A 20451-nucleotide genomic window follows, 5' to 3' on the forward strand; every position below is an offset into this window, starting at 1 on the left:
TAATAAATTAAGAACCTAACGCGTCTTTAAGAAACGCAGCCAGTTGTTCAAGGTGTTTCACCATCAACCCAGAGGCCGGTGACGCACTCGCGGGACGTCCTGCATAACGAGCACGTGAATATTGCGCATTAATATGCGTCAAAACCCATTCCAAATAAGGCTCAATAAATGACCAAGCCCCCATGTTTTTTGGTTCCTCTTGGCACCAAAAAACTTCCGCCTGCAAAAAGCGCGATAACACATTCACCAAAACTTTTGCAGGGAAAGGATAAAGCTGTTCAACACGAAGGAGGTAAACATCATCAATACCCCTTTTTTCACGTTCTTCATAAAGATCGTAATAAACCTTACCAGTACAAAGAACGACACGGCGAATCTTATTATCTTTTTGCAACTTAATGACAGAATCTTTGAGACATTCTGCATCATCAAGCAACACACGACAGAAACTTGTTTCTGGCCCCATTTCATTGAGAAGAGAAACAGCTCGCTTATGACGTAAAAGTGATTTCGGTGTCATCAAAATCAATGGCTTCCGGAAATCACGCTTAATTTGTCGACGCAAAATATGAAAATAATTTGCAGGGGTTGTACAATTAGCAACCTGCATATTATCTTCCGCACAAAGTTGAAGAAACCGTTCTAAACGTGCAGAAGAATGCTCCGGCCCTTGCCCTTCAAAACCATGAGGCAATAAACACACAAGACCAGACATACGAAGCCACTTACGCTCTGCAGATGAAATAAATTGATCAAAAATGACCTGTGCACCATTAGAGAAATCACCAAATTGTGCTTCCCAAAGTGTTAATCCTCGTGGTTCAGCAAGAGAATATCCATATTCAAAACCAAGAACAGCTTCTTCAGAAAGCATAGAATTAACAACGTCATAAAGCGCTTGCCCCTTTTGTAAATGATTCAAAGGAATATAACGCGCCTCATTTTCTTGGTCATAAAGAACTGAATGACGTTGTGAAAAAGTTCCCCGTTCAACATCTTCACCGGAAAGACGAACCGGTGCTCCTTCCAAACAAAGTGAACCAAAAGCTAAAGCTTCAGCAGTTGCCCAGTCAACACCCTCACCGGTTTCAAAAATTTTAGCACGATTATTTAAAAAACGTTGAATGGTTTTGTGAACGTGAAAATCTGCCGGAATTTCAACAATTTTCTGACCAATTTCCTTTAAAGTTTTTAATTCAACACCAGTTGTTCTAGAATGCTGCTCATCAGAACTACTAAAAGCTTTGAGTCCCGTCCAGCTTCCATCAAGCCAATCAGCCTTATTAGGTTTATAAGAAGCACTTGCTTCAAGTTCACCTTCAAGCTTATCGCGCCATAATTTTTTTTGTTGCTCAATTTCTTCTGAAGTAACCATTCCTTCTGCTACTAATTGGTCACTATAAAGTTGAAGTGTTGTTTTATGATTACGTATTGCTTTATACATAAGCGGCTGCGTAAAGGAAGGTTCATCACCTTCATTATGCCCATAACGGCGATAACAAAACATATCAATAACCACTGGTTTATGGAAAATTTGGCGAAACTCTGTTGCTATTTTGGCAACAAAAACAACCGCCTCAGGATCATCACCATTCACATGGAAAATTGGTGCGTCAATCATTTTTGCGACATCTGATGGATAAGGCGAAGAACGTGAAAAACGTGGAGATGTTGTAAAACCAATCTGGTTATTGATAATAACATGAAGTGAGCCTGCAACACGATAACCTTTAAGACCTGAAAGACCAAAAGTTTCTTGGATAACGCCTTGTCCTGCAAAAGCGGCATCACCATGAATAAGCAATGGCATCACTTTTGAACGCTCACTTAATGGGAGTAAATCAGTATGCGCAGGTCCCATAAGTTGATCTTGTTTAGCACGTGCTTTTCCCATAACAACCGGATCAACAATCTCAAGATGAGATGGATTGGCCAACAGTGATAAATGAACTTTTTTACCATCAAAGTCCAGATCAGCGGTAGTTCCCAAATGATATTTAACATCACCGGATCCCTCCACATCATCAGGCTTGTAAGATCCCCCTTTGAATTCATGAAAAATAGCCCTATGCGGTTTGGCAAGAACTTGTGAAAGAACATTTAAACGACCACGATGTGCCATTCCTAAAATAACTTCCCTAACCCCCAAAGCACTACCACATTTGATAATCTGTTCAAGAGCGGGAATCAGCGCCTCACCACCATCGAGTCCAAAACGCTTTGTACCTTTATATTTAGTGTCTAAAAACTGTTCGAATCCCTCTGCCTGAATAAGCTTATTCAGAATAGCTTTCTTGTCTTGTTGTGTGAAAGAATTTTTTTTATCTCGCCCTTCAATGCGTTCTTGAAGCCATACTTTCTGAACCGGATCAGAAACATGCATATATTCCACACCGATTGTTGAACAATAGGTACGATTGAGAATCTCAAGCATTTGCGGAATAGTTGCATATTCCAACCCTAAAACATTATCAATAAAAATGGGACGCTCGTAATCAGCTGGAGTAAAACCATAAGCTTCTGGAGAAAGTTCCTTATAATCTTCTTGTTTTTCGGCCAATTGAAGAGGGTCAAGCTGCGCATGAAGATGTCCCCGTTCTCGAAACGCACGAATCATCATAATTGCATGAACGGAATCACGTGTTGCACGAATAATATCTTGTTTACTGGAAGTTTTTCCCTTTTGTGCAGCACCTGTTATTGCTTTTTCCTTTAATTTATCGCCAAGATATTTTTCAAGAGAAGACCAATCACCATCAAGAGCAGAAACCAATTCACCCTCTGCTTTTAATGGCCAATGATCACGCTGCCATGTTGCTCCTTCAGCATTTTTAAGAACATCTTCTTTATTATCATGAAGTCCTTCAAAAAAAGCACGCCACTGTGAATCAACACTGGTAGGATCTTTTTCATATTGAGCATAAAGTTGATCTATATAATCCGCATTCCCACCATAAAGAAATGATGTCTGTGCAAAAAGGCTATTTATTTCGTCCTGCCTTGCCATATACTTCTCCGGAACATTTATTCCGTCTCCTTATATCTCTTTTTGACCTTTAAATGCTTACAAACAAGCAGTGATTCGAACATTCAAAAAAGTTTTACCTTTTTATACTCAAGCTTTTTCACCTGAATCTAAGAACCTTTTCTTATTCAGGTGAAACTTTCTTTTAGCCTTTCAAAACTGACATCAAAGTCTTACCTATCTGTGATGGCGAAGAAGACACACGAATCCCTGCTGATTCCATTGCCGCAATTTTATCTTCTGCTCCACCTTTACCACCAGAAATAACAGCACCAGCATGTCCCATTGTACGTCCTGGAGGAGCCGTACGGCCAGCAATAAAGCCAACAACTGGCTTTTTACGACCTTTTCTTGCTTCATCTTGCAAAAACTGTGCTGCTTCTTCTTCAGCAGAACCACCAATCTCACCAATCATAACAATAGACTCGGTTTCATCATCCGCTAAAAACATTTCCAACACATCAATAAATTCAGTGCCCTTAACAGGATCGCCACCAATCCCTATAGCAGTCGTTTGTCCGAGACCTTCCTGACTCGTTTGAAAAACGGCTTCATAAGTTAAAGTTCCCGACCTCGAGACAACCCCAACAGAACCTTTTCTAAAAATAGAACCAGGCATAATACCAATTTTACATTCATTTGGTGTAAGAATACCGGGACAATTAGGACCAATAAGACGAGACTTTGAGTTTTCTAATCGCGCCTTCACTTTAACCATATCCATAACGGGAATACCTTCCGTAATACAGATAATTAAACGAATTTCAGCTTCAATAGCCTCTATAATAGCTGCCGCAGCCCCTACAGGAGGAACATAAATAACGGAAGCATCCGCGCCTGTTTTTTCTTTTGCTTCTGCAACATTAGCAAAGATAGGAAGAGTTTCACCTTTTGAACCTTCCCATGTTTCTCCACCCTTTTTAGGATTAACGCCACCAACCATTTGCGTACCATGATAAGCAAGCGCCTGTTCTGTATGAAATGTTCCTGTTTTTCCTGTAAGCCCTTGAACTAGAACTTTTGTCTCTTTATTCACAAGAATCGACATAGCTTAAGCTCCCTTCACGGCTGCAACAATTTTTTGGGCAGCATCATCTAAATCATCAGCAGGAATAACATTCAAACCACTCTCATTAATAATTGCTTTACCCTGCTCAACATTAGTGCCTTCAAGACGAACAACCAAGGGAACTTTTAAACCAACCTCACGAACAGCAGCAACCACACCTTCAGCAATGACATCACAACGCATAATACCACCAAAAATGTTAACCAAAATGCCCTTAACATTTGGATCGGCCGTAATAATCTTAAAAGCAGCTGTCACCTTTTCTTTTGATGCTCCACCACCAACATCCAAAAAATTCGCTGGCTCTGCTCCATAAAGCTTAATGATATCCATTGTTGCCATAGCAAGCCCAGCACCATTAACCATGCAACCAATCGTACCCTCAAGAGCAACATAAGCAAGATCATGCTTTGATGCTTCTATTTCCTTTGGATCTTCCTCTGAAAGATCGCGCAATTCTAAAATATCTGGATGACGAAACAGAGCATTATTATCAAAAGAAACTTTCGCATCAAGAACACGCAAATGACCATCTTTCATCACAATAAGCGGATTGATTTCTAAAAGGCTCATATCTTTTTCACAAAATGCCTTATAGAGAATCGGAAAAAGTTTTTCACCATCTTCTCGCGCACTACTTTGTAGTTTCAACGCATCACAAAGTCTTGCACAATCAGCAGAAGTAACACCCTCTCCAGCATCAATGGGAAGCGTGAATATTTTTTCTGGTGTCTCTTCAGCAACCGTTTCAATATCCATTCCCCCTTCTGTTGAAACAACAAAAGCAATTCGACCAACGCTACGATCAACCAAAAGTGAAAGATAAAGCTCTCGTTCAATATCGGCACCATCCTCAATGTAAAGGCGGTTGACCTGCTTACCTTCTGGACCAGTTTGTTTAGTTACCAAAGTTTTTCCAAGCATTTCTTGAACATTTGCGACAACTTCTTCAACAGATTGTGCAAGCCGAACACCACCCTTTGCATCAGGACCAAGTTCTTTAAACTTACCCTTACCACGACCACCAGCGTGTATCTGACTTTTAACCACATAGAGAGGTCCGGGCAATTTTTCCGCCCATTTTTCAGCTTGCTCTACAGAATAAACAGCGACACCATTTGCAATTGGTGCTCCATATTCATGAAGCAGACGTTTGGCCTGATACTCATGGATATTCATGCATTTGTCCTTTTCTTTTATGGATCTTATTAATCCTAAAGTTTTAATATTCTATACTTATTTTAATGAATTAAACCTTGTTCAATTTACTTGAGACTAGGTACAAGAGCAATACAAGCTTCACAAAGCTTTTTAACCGCATTTACTGAATGATCAAAAGCACCTCTTTCTTCCTTATCAAGATCAATTTCAATGACTCGTTCAACACCACCTGCACCAAGTACAACAGGAACACCAACGTAGGTATCATTAACCCCATATTCTCCTGAAAGATAAGCTGCAACAGGCACAACACGCTTAGTGTCCTTTAGATAAGCCTCAGCCATAGAAACAGCAGAAGCTGCTGGTGCATAATAAGCAGAACCTGTTTTTAACAAACCAACAATTTCTGCACCGCCATCACGGGTACGCTGGATAATTTGATCAATTCTTTCCTGTGTTGTCCAGCCCATCTTTACAAGATCAGGCAAAGAAATACCACCAACCGTTGAATAACGCACGAGAGGAACCATTGTATCACCGTGGCCCCCTAAAACAAACGCTGTCACATCTTTAATAGAGACCTTAAATTCTTCAGATAAGAAATGACGAAAACGCGCTGAATCAAGAACACCAGCCATCCCAACCACTTTATGTGTAGGGAGACCTGAAAATTTCTGCAATGCCCACACCATCGCATCAAGGGGATTGGTAATACAAATAACAAACGCTGAAGAAGCGTATTTTTTAATTCCAGCTCCAACTTGTTCCATAACCTTTAAATTAATGCCCAAAAGTTCATCACGGCTCATACCAGGTTTTCGCGCAACGCCTGCTGTTACAATAACAACATCAGCACCTTCAATTGCTTCATAAGCATTAGCACCTTTTAGACTGATATCAAAACCATCAACGGGAGAAGATTCGGCTATATCTAGAGCCTTACCTTGTGGCACACCTTCTGTAATATCAAATAAGACCACATCAGCAAGCTCTTTAAGCCCAATAATATGTGCTAAAGTACCACCAATCATACCTGAACCAATGAGAGCTATTTTTTTCCGTGCCATTTTATTTTTTCCTAACTTTTAGATAATTCAGCGCACACCCATCAGCGTCCGTATACTGAATATTTTTGACTTCAACCATATTCAAACAATATCATAAAAAGGAGTAAAGAAATGAAATTTACAAATTTATCTCCTTACAGAAACAACAACCCTCCGCTGAAACAACTATTAGAAAATTATCACGATGTATCGATAAAGTGAATTTAAAAAAAATACAACAGAATTATTATATTTCTTTAATTTCAAAAAGTTATTGTTTTTACAGTTTACGTAAAGGTAAAAGTATAATCAATGCTTCTTCTTCAAAAGAAAATGTTCTTCCCAAAGTTTTAAATAATCGTAGCTTTGCATTTCGAAAAGACGTGATTGTGTTCTTTGAAATTCAAATGTTTCCGTAATCTGCGCATGCCCTTTATACAAATCCCCTACCCCTGCGGCTGCCGACATAAACAACCGTATATGCCGCTCATAAAGAATATCAATAAGCAAAATAAACCGTTTTGTTTCATTGCGACATGTATCATCCATGACCGGTACATTATCAATAAAAATCGTATGATAATGCTCTCCTAATAACAAATATTCAGCCGCGGCCAAAGGCTTTGCACATAAATCCCCATAATCAAAACGAGCACATCCTGCACCAAAGCGCGGAATAGGAATAAAGCGCCCTTTTATAGAAAGCTCATCAGACATCTCCTTATGTCCTTGCAATACAAGTGCCCATGCTTGATCCATATATTCATTTGCTTGGACCCCCAACGGCGATACATACATCTGTTGTAGATTTGATTTTTCAAGGCGATAATCTGTTTTTGCATCAAGATTAACAACACGAACATATGCTTTCAAAACTTGAATAAAAGGCAAAAAGAGCTCACGATTCAAACCGTTACAATAAAGGTTATCCGGCGCCACATTTGAAGTCGCAATAAAGAAAATTCCTTTATCAAACAGAGCAGAAATAAGCCGCCCCAATACCATAGCATCAGCAATATCCGTTACACTAAACTCATCAAAACAAAGTACTTTTGCTTCTCGTACAAGATCTTCAGCAACAGCTAAAATAGGATTATCTTGTTTAAATTTTGTACACCCAGATGCTTGACGATAAGAATTAATACGCTCATGCACATCAGCCATAAAATCATTAAAATGGGCACGCTTTTTATGACCTTTAGGCAAACAAGAAAAGAACAAATCCATCAGCATGGTTTTGCCCCGTCCTACTTCACCATAAATATACAGTCCCTGAAAAAAACCTGTTTCATCTCCTTGTTTTACAACGCAAGAAATATTTTGTTTTTTCCTTTTAAATATTCTGTTAAAGAAAGAGCAAAATATCCAAGGCAAAGAATGAGAGATATTTTGTTCCGCAATTTTTTTTAATAAATGATCAAAATATTCTGTTATAGCTAATTGAGCGGGATCAAAACAAACCTCTCCTTTAGCGACAAGCTCCTTATAACGTGTTGAAACGAGAATCATCCAAAAAGCCTTTTTCAAACTGATCTCAATGAAAAATACAAATACTTTTCAAGAATCTGTCCGTCTAGTTTAGTTTATCATAAACGATCAAAAATGATTTAACGACTTAAAATAACGGGATGATCATCAAGTGTACGTCCCTCAAAACGATCAACATTTGAAGAATAAAGAACGAGGATAACACGTCCAGAGTTATTATAAAAATATAATCTTTTTCCTTTAACAGCCCACGATCTCACTTGGGAAGCAATTCCTGGACAGTGTAAAGGACCAGCACGGTACCCTTGTCCAAACTTTGTTTGTGGAGTTGCAATCCGGCAAACTTTTCCTCCCATAGAAAGATTCCATACCCCAGCAACACTTGCAGGAAATAAATCAGTGGCATTACTTGGCAATTCGAGACTAGCCATTCGTCCATCGCTCTGAGAATCTCCTTTTTCATACATCGGAGCATTTGCATCTTCAGATATCGACGAAGAAGTAGACGACAGATCAGACGCTTCTAATATTGTCATTTGTTGAGATGGATAAAAAACTTCTAATGCGTTACCATCGTCATTACCATCAAACCGTGTTGTTGAACATCCCCCTAAAAACATTACAGTTGATAGTGCAACGAAAAACGAAACTTTTGAAAACGCCATGTCTGTACTCTCTCCCACGACAATAAATAAGTTCACAAAAAAATTAAGCGAATATTTGTTATAGTTACAAAGATAAATTAACAAATTAAAAAAAACAGGTTAAAATCACTTATTTTAAAAGAAATAATTTATGTACCCAATTTTATATTTATTAAACACTAGAAATTTATAATATTTTCAGTCATATATCTTTTTATAAGTAATCATTAGAAATAGAGAAGTTTCATGAAAACGCCATTTAGCAAAATGGACGGTCTTGGAAATCAAATTATTGTTGTTGATATGCGTGAAAGCACATACGCTCTTACACCACAAGCAATCCTTGCTTTGTCGGCAGATCCTGAAATGCATTTTGATCAAATCATGGCTATCCACACACCAACCCAGAAAAAAACCGACTTCCGCATAGAAATATGGAATGCCGACGGATCAATGGCTAAAGCTTGTGGCAATGGTACCCGCTGTGTCATCGCATGGCTTAAAGATCACAATTTTGGTGAAAAATTTCATTTAGAAACTCCCGCTGGAATTATTGAAGGAAAATACCAAACCGATAATCTCATTTCTGTTGATATGGGATGCCCAAATTTCAGTGCAAAAGAGATGCCTGTTTCACGTGAAATAGTTGATACCAATCACGTAGAAATTATGGCTGGTCCCCTAAAAGACGCTTGTCTCATATCCATTGGCAATCTCCATGCTATCTTTTTTGTTGAAAATGATATTCAACATATTCCATTAGAAAAATATGGGCCAAAACTTGAACATGATCCCCTGTTTCCCGAACGGTGCAATATTTCCATTGCTTGCATAACGTCAAAGAAAAGTCTAAATTTACGTACATGGGAGCGAGGGGCAGGATTAACACAAGCATGTGGGAGTGCTGCTTGTGCAAGTGCAGTGGCCGCTTATCGTCGTGGACTTACAGAGCGCCATGTTGATGTAAATTTACCAAAGGGAACACTTAATATTTTTTACCGAGAAGACGATCATATTATCATGACAGGACCAATTAAATATCACTTTAGTGGTTTTTTAAGCCCTTTAACAGGGTGCTACAAAAAGGATCACTCCTGATGGCAATAGAAATTGTAACTTTTGGTTGTCGACTTAATAGCTACGAATCGGAAATCATTCGCAAAGAAAGTACTTCTTCAGGGCTAGATCAACTTAAAGATGGTGCTATTATCTTTAATACCTGTGCTGTCACTGCCGAAGCCGTACGACAAGCAAAACAAGCTATCCGCAAAGCAAGACGTGAAAATCCTCATGCGCGTATCATTGTAACAGGGTGTGCAGCCCAAACAGAAGCACAAAATTTTGCCTCAATGACAGAAGTAGATCTTGTTTTAGGAAACGAAGATAAACTTCACGCTCATTCTTATCGTCAACTTCCTGATTTTGGTATTAATCATTCTGAAAAGATGCATATCAATGACATTATGGAAGTACAAAAAATTGCTCCACATATGGTCAGTGCAATGCAAGAGCGCACCCGCGCTTTTGTACAGGTACAAAACGGATGCGATCACCGCTGTACATTTTGCATTATTCCTTATGGACGAGGACCATCTCGTTCAGTTCCCATGGGTGCTGTCATAGAACAAATTAAAAAGCTGATAGGTGGGGGTATCCAAGAAGTGGTCCTTACAGGTGTTGACCTTACAAGTTATGGCCACGATCTTCCTGGAAAAGCTACTCTAGGAAAATTAACTTCAGCTATTTTGCATCATGTCCCTGACTTAGCCCGATTACGCCTCTCATCTATTGACTCTATTGAAGCAGACGAAGAACTCATAAATCTTTTAGCTTATGAAACAAGAATCATGCCCTATTTGCATTTATCTTTGCAAGCAGGTGATAATATGATTTTAAAACGGATGAAACGGCGTCATCTGCGCGAACATGCCATTCAATTTTGCCAAGAGTTGCGTGCCAAACGTTCTACAATGGTTTATGGTGCCGACTTAATTGCTGGTTTTCCTACAGAAACAGAAGAGATGTTTCAAAATAGTCTTTCCTTAATCAAAGATTGTAATTTAACCCATCTCCATGTCTTTCCCTTTAGTCCAAGAGAAGGAACACCTGCCGCACGTATGCCACAAATCAACCGTAAAATAATTAAGCTGCGTGCTGAAAAATTGCGTAAAGTAGGTGATATGGCTTACAAAAAGCATCTTGCTCATTTACAAAACAGTCTACAAACAATTCTCGTTGAAAAAGATGAAATCGGACGAACAGAAGATTATACTCTTGTACAAGTTAAAGGTGCAAAAGCAGGAACAATTGTTCAAGCCCTTATCGTTGATCATGATGGCGATAAATTGATTGCTGTCCCTCCAAAATTAAACGCTGCTTGAGCAGGAGAATTCTTATGACTAAATCTTTTATAAAAAAAATATTCTCTTTTAACAAATCTCAAGAGCAAGAAATTGAACAACAGATTTCTATTCCTGATAAAAGCGATATAATAGAAGAAAATAAAGACAAAAATGAAAAGACAAAAAATAATCAAATCTCTATAAACACAGAAAAAGAAGAACAAACAAAAAATCCAGAGTCAATACTTACAAAATATGATGAAAAATCTCCATTTCTAGAATCCCATTCTGATAAAATTCCCTTTTCTGGTAAAATTATTGTCACAGACAACATCCGTGAAAAAAAGAATGAAGAAATTTTATCTGAACCTTCTGTTGAACAAAAAAAAACAGCGTGGTTTGGGCGCCTTAAAAAAGGCCTATCCCTTTCTTCACAACGCCTAAGCGGATCAATTGGCGATCTCTTTGTTAAAAGAAAACTTGATGAAGATACATTGCAAGAGCTCGAAGATATTCTTATCCAAGCTGACATAGGTGTAGAGACGGCAACACGCATCACAAATACTTTAGCTTCCAGTCGTTACGGAAAAAACCTCTCCCCAGATGATATTCATACTATTGTAGCTGATGAGGTCAAAAAAGTTCTGGAACCTGTTGCAATACCATTAGAACTTGATCTCAGCCATAAACCTCATGTTATTTTGCTGGTAGGTGTAAATGGCACTGGAAAAACGACAACTATTGGAAAACTTTCAGCCAAATTAACAGAAGGGGGATTAAAAGTTATGCTGGCAGCAGGTGATACTTTCCGAGCCGCTGCTATTGAGCAACTACACATTTGGGGTGAACGTACCAATTCTCCTGTTATTTCGACAAAATTGGGTGCAGATGCCGCCAGCTTAGCATTTGATGCTTATGAAAAAGCAAAAAAAACAAACAGTGATGTATTAATTATTGATACAGCAGGGCGTTTACAAAATAAATCTGAATTAATGGATGAGTTGGCAAAAATTATTCGTGTTTTAAAAAAACACACCCCCCAAGCACCCCACACAATCCTTCAAACTCTTGATGCAACAACCGGACAAAATGCACTCAACCAAGTGGACATTTTCCGTGATATTGCTGGTGTTAATGGTTTAGTTATGACAAAGCTAGATGGGACTGCACGAGGAGGAATTCTTGTCGCTATCGCAGCAAAATATAAATTACCCGTTTATTTTATCGGTATAGGAGAAGATATTGAAGACCTTCAACCCTTTTCTGCTTCTGACTTTGCCGAAACTATTGCAGGAAAACACGCATGAAACAGCCTTTATCTAATCTTAATTTACACAATAATTCTGAAAAAAAGATGAATAACAATAAAAAAAATTCTCTCTCACCAACACTTAAGTTTCTTTTGGAAATGGGTCCATTGGTTGCCTTCTTTTTTGCCAATTATAAGGGAGAATGGCTGATAAAAAACATTGGATTTTTTCAAAATTTTAGTAAGCCTATTTTCCCTGCAACAGCTATTTTTATGGTGGCTATTATTATTTCCCTAAGCTTATCATGGATCCTTGCAAGACAAATTCCTATTATGCCTCTTATTTCAGGAATATTTGTTTTAGTTTTTGGCTTTCTAACTCTCTGGCTTCATAATGAAACTTTCATAAAAATGAAACCAACAATCATTAATAGCTTATTTGCTTTTATACTTTTTGGTGGGATGTTTTTTAAAAAACCACTTTTACGTTATGCTCTTGATTCTACCTTAAAACTTGATGATTTAGGTTGGCAAAAACTTACCTATCGTTGGGCGTTTTTTTTCATTTTTCTTGCCATTTTGAATGAAATAATTTGGCGTAATTTTAGCGATAATTTCTGGACAAGTTTCAAAGTATTTGGCGTCATGCCTATAACAGTCCTTTTCATGCTTACCCAAATGCCTATAATTATAAAACATTCAAAAGGACTTTTTACAGAAGAGGACAAATCTGATTCTTAAAAAAATCATCACTACCGATTATTTTATAGATTCATCGCCAAACACTGTTCGGGAGAAAAAATATGTTGATTGAACAGTTTATTTGTCGAGAAAACAATTTCGGTGTACTCCTTCATGATGAAAAAAGTGGTATGACAGCTGCAATAGATGCTCCTGAAGGCAAAGCGATTCACAACGCCTTAAAGCGCCACAATTGGACACTTAACACTATTTTTGTAACTCATCATCATCACGACCATGTAGAAGCCCTATCAGAATTAAAACAAGTTTACAACACTACGGTTATCGGACCAGAAGCAGAAAAAGAAAAGATTGATCATCTTGATAAAACACTTCAACCTGATGAAAGTTTTTCTTTTGGCTCACACCTTCTTTTAGCTCTTTCAACACCTGGTCATACTCTAGGCGCATTATCTTACTATTTTCCTGAAAATAATTTACTCTTTGCTGGAGATACACTTTTTTCATTGGGCTGTGGACGTCTTTTCGAAGGAACACCAGCACAAATGCTGAATTCTTTAAAAAAACTTCGTAAACTTCCTGATGAAACACTTCTTTATTGTGGACATGAATATACAAAAAATAACGCTCTTTTCGCACTAACAATTGACCCACATAATAAAAAACTCCACCAAAGAATAGAGGAAGTTTTTTTGCTACGTGCAAAAAACGCTATGACTTTACCAGTAACCTTAGGGCAAGAAAAAGCCACCAATCCCTTTCTCCGCTGGGATGATAGTGTATTGCGAAGAAACCTTGTAATGGAAGAAGAAACAGATGAAGAAGTTTTTGCTGAAATTCGAAGAAGAAAGGATAATTTTTAACCATGCTTAAGTTCGTATTACGTTTGTTCCTCCTTTTTCTTTTCGTGATACATATTCAACTAACAAGGGCAGAGGAAAAGGAAACAGATAATTCTTCTCTTATATCATCTCTCATTGCAAATTATCCCTTAACAGAAGATTTTCTTTTAAAGCTGGAAAAAATTGAAAAAGAATGTAAAAACTTACTTCCAGAAACAAAAAATAATCTTATAACTTATGATTCTAGTATCCACTCTAGTATTGAAAATTACACTACCTATATTTCTAGTAAACCAAAACTTGTAAATATTTTAAAAGAAAATAATATAACACCGAAAGATTTTGCTTCAGGAACCTTAGCTCTTAAAGAAATATCAACGCTTCTCATATTTGTACCTGAAAAGGAATATTCTACTGAGAAAAATACTATATTTCTAAACAATCTTGAATTTGTTAAAAAACATTTTTTTAAAGCGACAATTCTTTTAGATAGCTGCGAAAAACTCATTTTGAGCAACTAATCAGCTATGACACATTAAAAATATCATCCCATTAATCTAATAAAAAAGTCCGTGCATTAAAAATCACCGTGTTTTTATCATTCCTAATAATTGTGTTTATTTCGACTATATTTAACAAATGTTTTTATAAAAATAAAGAATAACAGACGAAAAAATATTTATTGAAATTCAAAAAAGAAAGGATAATTTTTAGTCATGTTTAAACTTCTTTTGTGCTTTTTCTTCATTTTTCCTTTTGCATCATACGCTCAAGAAAAAAAACAAGAAATAGATGATCTTTCTTTTATACCGCCTTTCATTGCAAATTATCCCTTAACAGAAGATCTTCTTTTAAAGCTGGAAAAAATCAAAATAGAATGTAAAAATTTATCTTCAGAACCAGAACAAATAAATAAAAAAAGTGACTTCAATACTTATAATGATAATATTGAAAAATACGCTGCCTATATTTCTAATAATCCAAAACTTGTGAATATTTTAAAAGAAAATAATATAACACCGAAAGAGTTTGTTATTGCTCACCTAGCACTTCAAGCGACATTGTATGTACTTACTGATGAAGAAAATTCTACTTATGAAAAAAACTTTTTACCTTCAAGCAATATAGAATTTGCTAAAGAGCATATGTATAGAATAATAAAAATTTTAAAAGATAACTGTTAAAAAAATCTTTTTAGAACAATTGATTAACTTTGTAAACGCCGACAAATTTCATCTAATTGTTCTAATGAAGAGTAATGTATTTTTAAATCTCCACCTTTTTTACCATGTCGAATAATAACTTTCATTCCTATCACATCTGCAAGTAATTTTTCTAAAGATTTTGTTTCAGCATCTTTCTCCGTATTGGTACGCTTTTTAGTTTTAGGATTAGCTTGCTCATATGCAAGTATTTCTGTTTGACGTACTGAAAGCCCTTCACGAATAATTTTCTCAGCTAAATTTTGTGGATCATCAACGGTTATAAGACAACGTGCATGACCTGCAGAAAGTTGTCCATCAGTTAAGAATTGTTGTACCTTTTCTGGAAGTTTTAACAAACGAAGCGTATTTGCAACATGACTACGACTTTTTCCTATAACTTGCGCTAAATCTACTTGCGTATAATCATGTTCATTTAGAAGCATCTCATATCCCTTTGCTTCTTCGATAGGATTAAGATCTGCACGTTGAACATTTTCAATAATTGCCAATTCCAAAGCCGTTTTATCGTCCACATCACGAATAATAACGGGTAATTGACTTAAATTTGCACGTTGTGCTGCACGCCAGCGCCGTTCACCCGCAATCAATTCAAACCGATGAGGATGATCTCTTAAAGGCCTCACAATAACCGGTTGAACCACACCGTGTTGACGAATTGATTGTGTCAAATTATCAAGCTCTGTTTCAGTAAAATGACGCCGAGGATTGTGAGGATTACATGAAATAGATTCAATAGAAATAAATTGCTCAGAAAGACTACCGGATTCATTTAATTTATCAAAGCTTGATGAACGTGCAATATTGTTGTTTAAATTGATATCTCCAATCAATGCCGCTAATCCACGTCCTAGTCTTTTTTTTGATAGATCATCGTTCATAATTTTGCTCTTTGAGTTTTCTTACAAAAAATTTTACATTTTTAAGCAGCAGCACGTGCTTGTTTTTCACGTTGAATCATTTCTGATGCTAGACGCAAATAAGCTTGGCTCCCAGCACATTTAAGATCATAAAGCAATACAGGTTTGCCAAAAGAAGGCGCTTCTGATACTCTTACATTTCGTGGAATAACAGTACGATAAACTTTATCTCCCATAAAAGAGCGTACATCTTCAACAACTTGATTTGAAAGGTTATTACGTCCATCATACATTGTTAAAACAATACCTTGGATCTCTAAAGATGGATTAAGTACGGATCGCACTTGTTTTACTGTTTCAAGTAATTGACTTAAACCTTCAAGTGCTAAAAATTCACACTGCATAGGCACTAAAACAGAATCCGCAGCCCCCATAGCATTAAGTGTTAAAAGATTAAGGGAGGGAGGACAATCAATTAAAATATAATTGAATTTTTTTTCCATTTCCGGATCATCATAGAGAGCTTTACGTAAGCGTTGTATGCGATCTTTTGATGAAGAAATTTCCATTTCCACACCTAAGAGATCAAGTGTAGAAGGAACTATATAAAGATTGGGTACGGCTGTTTTTAAAGCCGCCTGTGTAATTGAAACGCCCGAAACCAAAACATCATAAGAAGATAAAGGACGGCTATTACGATCAATCCCTAAACCTGTACTAGCATTACCTTGTGGATCAACATCCATAATAAGGACATTTTCACCAATAGCCGCTAAAGCTGTAGCAAGATTAATTGCTGTGGTTGTTTTTCCGACTCCACCCTTTTGGTTTGCAATAGCGATAATTCGTGTTTCGCTCATTTTGCTCTACCCTCTATATGATCGAATATGAGAAATTTCCAAAATAACAGAATTTTCATCAACTTTACTTTTATGTTTTAACAGATCAAAGTGCCAATTGGCAGAGGCATTTTTTATTTCTGTAGCGTAATCCCGACCTTTTTGCAAAAGAGCTATTGTTTTTTCTGTTAATAAAGGAAAAATGAGTTGTAAAAGAGTATCAAGCGGCGCTAATCCCCGTGCTGTTATAATATCAGATATGGGAATTTTTTGATATATATCTTCAATTCTAGCGTGATAAACCGTTGCTGGAAGATTAAGTTGAGCAATAACTGTTCGCAAAAAAGCAACTTTTTTCCCATTACTTTCAACAAGATTAATATGTCCTGATTTTTTTTCTTTCAAAAAGATAGCAATCACAATTGCAGGAAAACCTCCTCCTGATCCTAAATCACACCAATGTAAAGAATGAGCATACAAAGGAAAAATTTGTGCTGAATCTAGAATATGTCGTGTCCATAGATCTGGTATAGTTGTAGCAGATATCAAATTAATATGTGCATTCCACTGAAGTATTAAAGACTCAAACTGAATTAAATTTTCCATCGTTTCACGTGAAACAGAAGGAACAATATTTAATAATTGTTGATATTTTTTTTCTGTAGAAAAATTCATTAAGCTGTTTTAGCCTTTTCACGTCGTTGACGTTGAATATGTGTAATAATAAGCGATAACGCGGCGGGTGTCATGCCATCAATTTTTTGTGCATCAGCAATTGAACGCGGCGACACTTCTTGAATTTTTGATTTAAGTTCATTTGAAAGACCTGAAATTGCCTGAACATCGAGAGAAGAAGGAATTTCTAAACGCTCATCTCTCTGAAGAGAGGCAATATCTTGTGCTTGTTTATCTAAATAAACCGCATATTGTGCTTCAATTTCTAAAGATTCTGCTGTTTTAGAATCAATTGTTTTTAATTGTGGCCAAAAATCTGAAAGACGCTCTAAGGTCATATGAGGATAAGCAAGAAAATCATAAGCCGAACGCCGAATTCCATCATGATTAACATGTAATCCATGAGCAGAAGCTTCATTGGGTGTTAAAAAAAGATTTTGACATATTGATCGTGCTTGATCAAGCCGTTGTTGTTTTTTCTGATAACATTCCCAACGTATTTTACTCACAATACCCCATTTTTGTGCCAAAGGTGTTAAACGCGTATCAGCATTATCAGATCGTAAAGATAAACGAAATTCAGCACGTGATGTAAACATCCTATAAGGTTCACAAACACCACGTGAAACCAAATCATCAATCATAACACCAATATAAGCAGTAGAACGACTTATAAGTATTTCATCTAATTTACCTACTTTACGTGCAGCATTTAATCCAGCTAAAAGTCCTTGTGCTGCTGCTTCTTCATATCCTGTTGTACCATTAATTTGGCCTGCTAAGAACAAACCCGGTAAAGAACGTAATTCTAAGTTTCTCGTTAATTGTTGTGGATTAACAAAATCATATTCAATAGCATAACCAGGTTGCAAAACTATAGCATTTTCCAATCCTTCAATGGTTTTCAATAGAGAAATTTGTACATCTTCAGGAAGAGAAGTAGAAAGACCATTTGGATAAACAGTATCATCATTTAATCCTTCTGGTTCCAGAAAGATCTGATGTCCATCACGTTCTCCAAATTTAACAATTTTATCTTCAACAGAAGGACAATAACGTGGTCCTAACCCTTCAATATTTCCAGAATATAAAGCAGAGCGATAAATATTCTCGCGAATAATTTGATGTGTTTTCTCATTTGTACGTGTTATTGCACATTCAATTTGTGGTTGTTCAATTTTCTCTGTTAAAAGAGAAAAGGGTATGGGATTTTCATCTGCTTGTTGTTTTTGGAGAGCTTCCCAAGCAATTGTTTTTTTACTCAAACGAGCAGGGGTTCCTGTTTTTAATCGTCCAAGTTTTATATGATATTTTTTCAAATGTTCAGCAAGTTTTACACTTGACTGATCTCCCATACGACCAGCAGCCCATGTTTTATTACCAATATGAATAAAGCCATTTAAAAACGTACCTGTTGTTAAAACAACAGCACCAGAAAAAATTGTTCCTTGTTTTTTTAAAATAACACCTGATACACAATTATCTTTAACAACCAGATCAATAACTTCATCCTCAATAAGAGTAAGATTTTCTTGTTCTTTTAATAATTTTTGAATTGCTTTTTTATAAAGTTGTCTATCTGCCTGTGTCCGTGGTCCTCTTACTGCCGGTCCTTTACGTCTATTAAGTAGTCTAAACTGAATTCCAGCAGCATCCGCTGCTCTTCCCATAAGACCATCTAACGCATCTATTTCACGAACTAGATGCCCTTTTCCAAGTCCACCAATAGCAGGATTACACGACATTGTTCCCAGTGCTGATATTTTATGTGTAACAAGCGCTGTTTTGGCTCCTACACGTGCTGAAGCTGAAGCCGCTTCACAGCCAGCATGACCACCACCAACAATAACAACATCATATGATTGCATTTAATTCATTCCGTAGAAAATATTCTAAGGTTTCACGTGAAACAGGATATAAATTACATAATCTTTATAATCTGTCTATGAAATAATCAATGTTTCACGTGAATCATTATTTACCAACACAAAATTCTGAAAAAATAATATCAAGCAAATCTTCAACATCAATATCTCCTGTAATTTTCCCAAGAAAATCACTTGCACAACGGAGATGTTCTGCACGTAAACTGAGATCAAGGGAATGATAATTAAGAGAAAATTCAATCTCTTTAACAGCCTCCTTTAATAATTGAAGTTGCCTTTTACGTGCTGGAACAATATTTCCAATTTCAGAAGCACGATGATGACAAAATAATTCAAGTTCTTTTATAAAATAATCAAAATTTAAACCAGTTAATGCGGAAAATTGTATAGACCAACGCTGATCATTTTTTTCATAAAGATCAAGCTTATTGCCAACACACCATATTTCAGCCGATGTTTCTGGTAAATCAACTTGCTTAGGATTTCCTATATCATAAACCAAAATAACCAAATCAGCTTCCCTAACATGCTGTTTAGCAATTTCTATTCCCATCTGTTCTATTTTATTTTCTGTTTTTCTAAAACCAGCAGTATCGGTTAAAAAAACAGGTAAACCACCAAGAATAATTCTCATTTCTAAAGCATCACGGGTTGTTCCTGCTTCTTCCGTTACAATAGCAACAGATCTTCCTGAAAGACGATTCATAATGCTTGATTTTCCAGAATTTGGAGCACCAGCAATAACAATTTTTAATCCATCACGTAAAATACTCGCACGTTCTCCTTTAGTAATATATTCCCGAATAGAAGTACAAAGATCCTGAACATCTTTCCAAACTTTATCAGATATTGCGTTGGGAATATCTGCTTCATCAACAAAATCAAGTTCTGCCTCAATAAAAGCACGCGCCTTCATAAGCTTATGACGCCAATCACGATAAAGCGTCGTTAAATGTCCACTTGTACCCATAACAGCTAAACGCCGTTGGCTTTCCGTTTCTGCTTCTATTAAATCAGCAAGACCTTCTGCTTGAACAAGATCTAATTTTCCTTCCATAAAAGCACGACGTGAAAATTCACCTGCTTCTGCAATACGGCATCCAGAAAATGTCGACAATTCATCGAGAAAACGATTAACGACTGCTTTTCCTCCATGTAAATGGAATTCTGCACAATCTTCCCCCGTAAAACTATGAGGAGCAGGAAAAAAAACAGTTAAACCAGAATCTAAAAAACTACCATCACGAGCAGTAAGATTTCCATAATGCATAAAACGTGCTTTAGGTAAACGACCACAAAGCGTTTTAACTATATCCACAACATGAGGACCAGAAAGCCGAATGACTGCAACCCCTGAAGGTAACAATCCACTCGAAACAGCAAAGATTGTATCCACAGGT

The 20451-nt window shown here is 36.7% G+C and carries 18 protein-coding genes; 7 read left to right on the forward strand and 11 right to left on the reverse strand.

What is annotated here, in order from left to right; genetic code table 11:
• Positions 1-7: 7 nt before the first annotated feature.
• From ACFINY_RS01295 to ACFINY_RS01320, 6 genes are all read right to left on the reverse strand, one after another.
• Positions 8-3007 carry a 2-oxoglutarate dehydrogenase E1 component gene (locus ACFINY_RS01295; protein ID WP_375611325.1) on the reverse strand — a complete coding sequence of 1000 codons (3000 nt, stop codon included), beginning with the start codon at positions 3005-3007 and terminating at the stop codon, positions 8-10.
• Positions 3008-3170: 163 nt separating this feature from the next.
• Entirely contained in the window at positions 3171-4073 is a 903-nt protein-coding gene (gene sucD, locus ACFINY_RS01300; protein WP_375611326.1) for a succinate--CoA ligase subunit alpha, read from the reverse strand.
• A gap of 3 nt (positions 4074-4076) precedes the next feature.
• Positions 4077-5273: an ADP-forming succinate--CoA ligase subunit beta gene (gene sucC, locus ACFINY_RS01305; protein ID WP_375611327.1), complete on the reverse strand. Its 1197-nt coding sequence runs from the start codon at positions 5271-5273 to the stop codon at positions 4077-4079.
• 86 nt (positions 5274-5359) lie between these two features.
• On the reverse strand, positions 5360-6322 hold the full coding sequence (gene mdh, locus ACFINY_RS01310; protein ID WP_375611328.1) for a malate dehydrogenase: 963 nt from the start codon (positions 6320-6322) through the stop codon (positions 5360-5362).
• Between the two features lie 288 nt (positions 6323-6610).
• Positions 6611-7810 (reverse strand): cell division protein ZapE, encoded by a 1200-nt coding sequence (zapE, locus tag ACFINY_RS01315; RefSeq protein ID WP_375611329.1) that lies wholly within the window; start codon positions 7808-7810, stop codon positions 6611-6613.
• A 98-nt stretch (positions 7811-7908) separates the two neighbouring features.
• The gene (locus ACFINY_RS01320) at positions 7909-8454 is read right to left on the reverse strand and encodes an AprI/Inh family metalloprotease inhibitor (RefSeq protein WP_375620904.1); all 546 of its coding nucleotides are present in this window, start codon (positions 8452-8454) and stop codon (positions 7909-7911) included.
• Between the two features lie 225 nt (positions 8455-8679).
• On the opposite strand from ACFINY_RS01320, the gene dapF reads away from it, so the two are divergent.
• The 7 genes from dapF (at position 8680) to ACFINY_RS01355 (ending at position 14752) form a co-directional block, all read left to right on the forward strand.
• Positions 8680-9531 (forward strand): diaminopimelate epimerase, encoded by an 852-nt coding sequence (gene dapF, locus ACFINY_RS01325; RefSeq protein ID WP_375611331.1) that lies wholly within the window; start codon positions 8680-8682, stop codon positions 9529-9531.
• Entirely contained in the window at positions 9531-10814 is a 1284-nt protein-coding gene (mtaB, locus tag ACFINY_RS01330) for a tRNA (N(6)-L-threonylcarbamoyladenosine(37)-C(2))-methylthiotransferase MtaB (protein WP_375611332.1), read from the forward strand. Before dapF ends, mtaB begins: the two co-directional genes overlap by 1 nt.
• A gap of 14 nt (positions 10815-10828) precedes the next feature.
• The gene (gene ftsY, locus ACFINY_RS01335; RefSeq protein WP_375611333.1) at positions 10829-12082 is read left to right on the forward strand and encodes a signal recognition particle-docking protein FtsY; all 1254 of its coding nucleotides are present in this window, start codon (positions 10829-10831) and stop codon (positions 12080-12082) included.
• Positions 12079-12765: a septation protein A gene (locus ACFINY_RS01340; RefSeq protein ID WP_375639861.1), complete on the forward strand. Its 687-nt coding sequence runs from the start codon at positions 12079-12081 to the stop codon at positions 12763-12765. Before ftsY ends, ACFINY_RS01340 begins: the two co-directional genes overlap by 4 nt.
• 62 nt (positions 12766-12827) lie before the next feature.
• Positions 12828-13589 carry a hydroxyacylglutathione hydrolase gene (gene gloB / locus ACFINY_RS01345; protein WP_375629105.1) on the forward strand — a complete coding sequence of 254 codons (762 nt, stop codon included), beginning with the start codon at positions 12828-12830 and terminating at the stop codon, positions 13587-13589.
• A gap of 2 nt (positions 13590-13591) precedes the next feature.
• A complete protein-coding gene (locus ACFINY_RS01350) occupies positions 13592-14089 on the forward strand; it encodes a hypothetical protein (protein WP_375620898.1) in 498 nt (165 codons plus the stop codon).
• A 195-nt stretch (positions 14090-14284) separates the two neighbouring features.
• The gene (locus ACFINY_RS01355) at positions 14285-14752 is read left to right on the forward strand and encodes a hypothetical protein (RefSeq protein ID WP_375639857.1); all 468 of its coding nucleotides are present in this window, start codon (positions 14285-14287) and stop codon (positions 14750-14752) included.
• Positions 14753-14775: 23 nt separating this feature from the next.
• Here the strand turns inward: ACFINY_RS01355 and ACFINY_RS01360 are convergent, their stop codons facing one another.
• From ACFINY_RS01360 to mnmE, 5 genes are all read right to left on the reverse strand, one after another.
• Entirely contained in the window at positions 14776-15672 is an 897-nt protein-coding gene (locus ACFINY_RS01360) for a ParB/RepB/Spo0J family partition protein (RefSeq protein ID WP_375639853.1), read from the reverse strand.
• A 41-nt stretch (positions 15673-15713) separates the two neighbouring features.
• Entirely contained in the window at positions 15714-16511 is a 798-nt protein-coding gene (locus ACFINY_RS01365) for a ParA family protein (protein WP_273790170.1), read from the reverse strand.
• 6 nt (positions 16512-16517) lie between these two features.
• Complete coding sequence (gene rsmG / locus ACFINY_RS01370; protein ID WP_375639849.1) at positions 16518-17165, reverse strand: 16S rRNA (guanine(527)-N(7))-methyltransferase RsmG; 648 nt, start codon at positions 17163-17165, stop codon at positions 16518-16520.
• Positions 17165-19033: a tRNA uridine-5-carboxymethylaminomethyl(34) synthesis enzyme MnmG gene (mnmG, locus tag ACFINY_RS01375; RefSeq protein ID WP_375639846.1), complete on the reverse strand. Its 1869-nt coding sequence runs from the start codon at positions 19031-19033 to the stop codon at positions 17165-17167. Before mnmG ends, rsmG begins: the two co-directional genes overlap by 1 nt.
• A 106-nt stretch (positions 19034-19139) precedes the next feature.
• A complete protein-coding gene (mnmE, locus tag ACFINY_RS01380; RefSeq protein WP_375611341.1) occupies positions 19140-20447 on the reverse strand; it encodes a tRNA uridine-5-carboxymethylaminomethyl(34) synthesis GTPase MnmE in 1308 nt (435 codons plus the stop codon).
• Positions 20448-20451 lie beyond the last annotated feature (4 nt).

It is taken from the genome of Bartonella sp. AA23NXGY (genome assembly GCF_042197165.1).
GTDB lineage: Bacteria > Pseudomonadota > Alphaproteobacteria > Rhizobiales > Rhizobiaceae > Bartonella.

What these genes read in the sequence shown, in the direction of transcription:
- ACFINY_RS01320 (WP_375620904.1), bottom strand. Translation starts at nt 8,454, where the DNA reads ATGGCGTTTTCAAAAGTTTCGTTTTTCGTTGCACTATCAACTGTAATG.
- dapF (WP_375611331.1), top strand. Translation starts at nt 8,680, where the DNA reads ATGAAAACGCCATTTAGCAAAATGGACGGTCTTGGAAATCAAATTATT.
- ACFINY_RS01355 (WP_375639857.1), top strand. Translation starts at nt 14,285, where the DNA reads ATGTTTAAACTTCTTTTGTGCTTTTTCTTCATTTTTCCTTTTGCATCA.
- mnmG (WP_375639846.1), bottom strand. Translation starts at nt 19,033, where the DNA reads ATGCAATCATATGATGTTGTTATTGTTGGTGGTGGTCATGCTGGCTGT.
- rsmG (WP_375639849.1), bottom strand. Translation starts at nt 17,165, where the DNA reads ATGAATTTTTCTACAGAAAAAAAATATCAACAATTATTAAATATTGTT.
- sucC (WP_375611327.1), bottom strand. Translation starts at nt 5,273, where the DNA reads ATGAATATCCATGAGTATCAGGCCAAACGTCTGCTTCATGAATATGGA.
- ACFINY_RS01365 (WP_273790170.1), bottom strand. Translation starts at nt 16,511, where the DNA reads ATGAGCGAAACACGAATTATCGCTATTGCAAACCAAAAGGGTGGAGTC.
- gloB (WP_375629105.1), top strand. Translation starts at nt 12,828, where the DNA reads ATGTTGATTGAACAGTTTATTTGTCGAGAAAACAATTTCGGTGTACTC.
- mtaB (WP_375611332.1), top strand. Translation starts at nt 9,531, where the DNA reads ATGGCAATAGAAATTGTAACTTTTGGTTGTCGACTTAATAGCTACGAA.
- zapE (WP_375611329.1), bottom strand. Translation starts at nt 7,810, where the DNA reads ATGATTCTCGTTTCAACACGTTATAAGGAGCTTGTCGCTAAAGGAGAG.
- ACFINY_RS01340 (WP_375639861.1), top strand. Translation starts at nt 12,079, where the DNA reads ATGAAACAGCCTTTATCTAATCTTAATTTACACAATAATTCTGAAAAA.
- ftsY (WP_375611333.1), top strand. Translation starts at nt 10,829, where the DNA reads ATGACTAAATCTTTTATAAAAAAAATATTCTCTTTTAACAAATCTCAA.
- ACFINY_RS01350 (WP_375620898.1), top strand. Translation starts at nt 13,592, where the DNA reads ATGCTTAAGTTCGTATTACGTTTGTTCCTCCTTTTTCTTTTCGTGATA.
- mdh (WP_375611328.1), bottom strand. Translation starts at nt 6,322, where the DNA reads ATGGCACGGAAAAAAATAGCTCTCATTGGTTCAGGTATGATTGGTGGT.
- ACFINY_RS01295 (WP_375611325.1), bottom strand. Translation starts at nt 3,007, where the DNA reads ATGGCAAGGCAGGACGAAATAAATAGCCTTTTTGCACAGACATCATTT.
- ACFINY_RS01360 (WP_375639853.1), bottom strand. Translation starts at nt 15,672, where the DNA reads ATGAACGATGATCTATCAAAAAAAAGACTAGGACGTGGATTAGCGGCA.
- sucD (WP_375611326.1), bottom strand. Translation starts at nt 4,073, where the DNA reads ATGTCGATTCTTGTGAATAAAGAGACAAAAGTTCTAGTTCAAGGGCTT.